2 protein-coding genes are annotated in these 2,132 nt (G+C 30.6%); one reads left to right on the top strand and one right to left on the bottom strand.

Annotated elements, in window-relative coordinates:
* Positions 1-464 precede the first annotated feature (464 nt).
* On the bottom strand, positions 465-1,742 hold the full coding sequence (locus QZ288_RS11585; RefSeq protein ID WP_267463412.1) for a transposase family protein: 1,278 nt from the start codon (positions 1,740-1,742) through the stop codon (positions 465-467).
* Positions 1,743-1,948: 206 nt separating this feature from the next.
* Between QZ288_RS11585 and QZ288_RS11580 the strand changes: the two genes are divergently transcribed.
* Positions 1,949-2,132 (top strand): hypothetical protein (locus tag QZ288_RS11580; RefSeq protein WP_295159028.1); only part of this gene is annotated, 184 nt, incomplete at its 3' end.

Here is a 2,132-nt window from a genome sequence, read left to right as displayed (position 1 = left end):
ACATTTCCTAACGCCATCATCGCACTTAATAAACTAGCGGATGTAATTTGTTTCCATTTTTTCATATCTCTTCTCCTTTCTATTTCTTTAACAAATCATAAAATAATGTTACATGTCATAATGAATGCGCGCTTTTTCATTAAAAAAAGCATTAGCGATACTAGAACCAATATAAAAAGCCAAAACTTTTTATAAATCTTAGTATAGCTAATGCCTGCTTTACCAGTTACACACTATTTACAGTATTAATTTACACCAGAAAGCGCTTTTTGTCAATATTTGTGTGCTTTATTTCAGCATTGACGAGTAAATTTCTTATTTTAAGCATTTTTCATGATTTATTAATATGTAATTATTATTTGATAAAATCAACTCTATTTTTAGTGTATAATACCCCTTTTATTTTATTATCTTTAAAAAAATTATTGTTGACGTTGATTTCAATGACCTCTGGCGTTATTATATTAGTAGGATATTTCCCTTCTTATTTGGAAGGGGCGATTGATATCCCTTATGTCTTTGGCACTCAGAACTTTATTTCTAAGTGCCTCTTTTATTTTATATCCTAATTCTTTTATTGTCTCAAACCTTCCTTTTGTTCGTTCATAGTGCTCTACCAGCTGCATTATTAAATGCGATATCAGCTGCAGGACTGTATGCACTTTCATTGCATTTTCATTATAGCTGTATGCATGTTTTATATTATATCCATGATTCTTTAGATCATTAAATCCCTTATTTTCTCCTTTCCATCTTCTTCTGCCCTCTCCAATCCTTTTCTTATAGTTGTTTTCTGTTATATTTAAATTGGTTGCATATGCAAACTTTGTTACTTTCCCTTCTTCATCTGTTAATCTCATCTCCACTATATTTATTTTATAATCCCGGTATTCTATTTCATTATAGTATTCATAATTCTTTTTACCCTCTTTATCACTTTCATTATATCTATGAGTATCATTATGCTCCTTAGCTGTTTGATAGTACTCATCTGCTGTTTTGATTACTCCTTCTTTATATGTGATCATATATTTCCAGTTGTTTTCTCTGCATATTTCAATAATCGGCTCTCCCAGATACAGGGCATCTGCACTTATACATATATTCAGTCTTTTATATGTCTTCTTTAGCCGTTTTAATAGTCTTTTTGCTGCTTTTAATTCACAGTCCTGCTTGTCATATCCTGTTTCTGAGTTTTCCAGCCACTCAAAATCTACAGGAACTGCCATATTGCCACAAATCAGCTGTGCCATAAGCACATTATTATGATAAGATACATTACCGTTGGCATGATGAGTAACTAATGAACCTGGTGTATGTTCAACTTTATAACTGTTTAACTGTGTTGCATCAAGTACTATTTGATAATACTTCCCGTTTATCCTGTATTCTTCACACACCCTGTCTTTTATTAACTGTTTTACCATATTTGTAAGGACATTTTTCACCTGTTCTACACTGACTTCCTTAAAATAATTATTTATTGTATCACCATGAGGCAGTTCATCAAACTGCTTATTAAATAAAATGGAAAAATTATCAATCACATTGCTGCTGTTAAACCTGCAGTTCATATTTCTCATGCTTTCAATGTGACAGCACGAAGCCAATATTCTAACCATCATTATGAGCTCCTGATCATATTTGATATAGCTTTGATGACGGGGATCGGATATACTGTTGATCCATTTGCTAAACCCGCTAAAACGATGTTGAATAATTTTAAGAACATCAGAAAACATATTTAAATTCTGTTCTCTGTCGCGTTTTTCTTTTCTGGAGGTTTTCATCTTCTTTCAGCTCACTTTCATTAATCACCACGAAGAAAAAGTTATAATTATATGTATTACCTACTTTAATTATAACTTTATTATCTCTATTTAGCTCGATAAATTTTTACTCGTCAGTGCTGAATGTTATAATATAATTATATATGGAGGAAATTAAAATGAAACTTGGAATTATTGGTAGTGGTATGATTGTTCAGGATTTACTCTCTTTTGTTGACACTATTGAAGAAATTAAATTAATTGCTATTTTAGGAAGAAAAAAGTCACAAAAAAAGATTGAAGCTCTCACAAACAAATATCAGATAAAAAAAACATATTACAATTATGATGATTTATTAAATG

Origin of the sequence: uncultured Brachyspira sp. (assembly GCF_910578695.1) — a bacterium.
Taxonomy (GTDB): domain Bacteria; phylum Spirochaetota; class Brachyspiria; order Brachyspirales; family Brachyspiraceae; genus Brachyspira.
Note: the sequence above shows the minus strand (reverse complement) of the source record. Positions and strands in the feature narration are given on the sequence as shown.

Bases quoted from the DNA above. Each gene is read 5' to 3' on its own strand.
- QZ288_RS11585 (WP_267463412.1), bottom strand. From the start codon at position 1,742: ATGTTTTCTGATGTTCTTAAAATTATTCAACATCGTTTTAGCGGGTTT.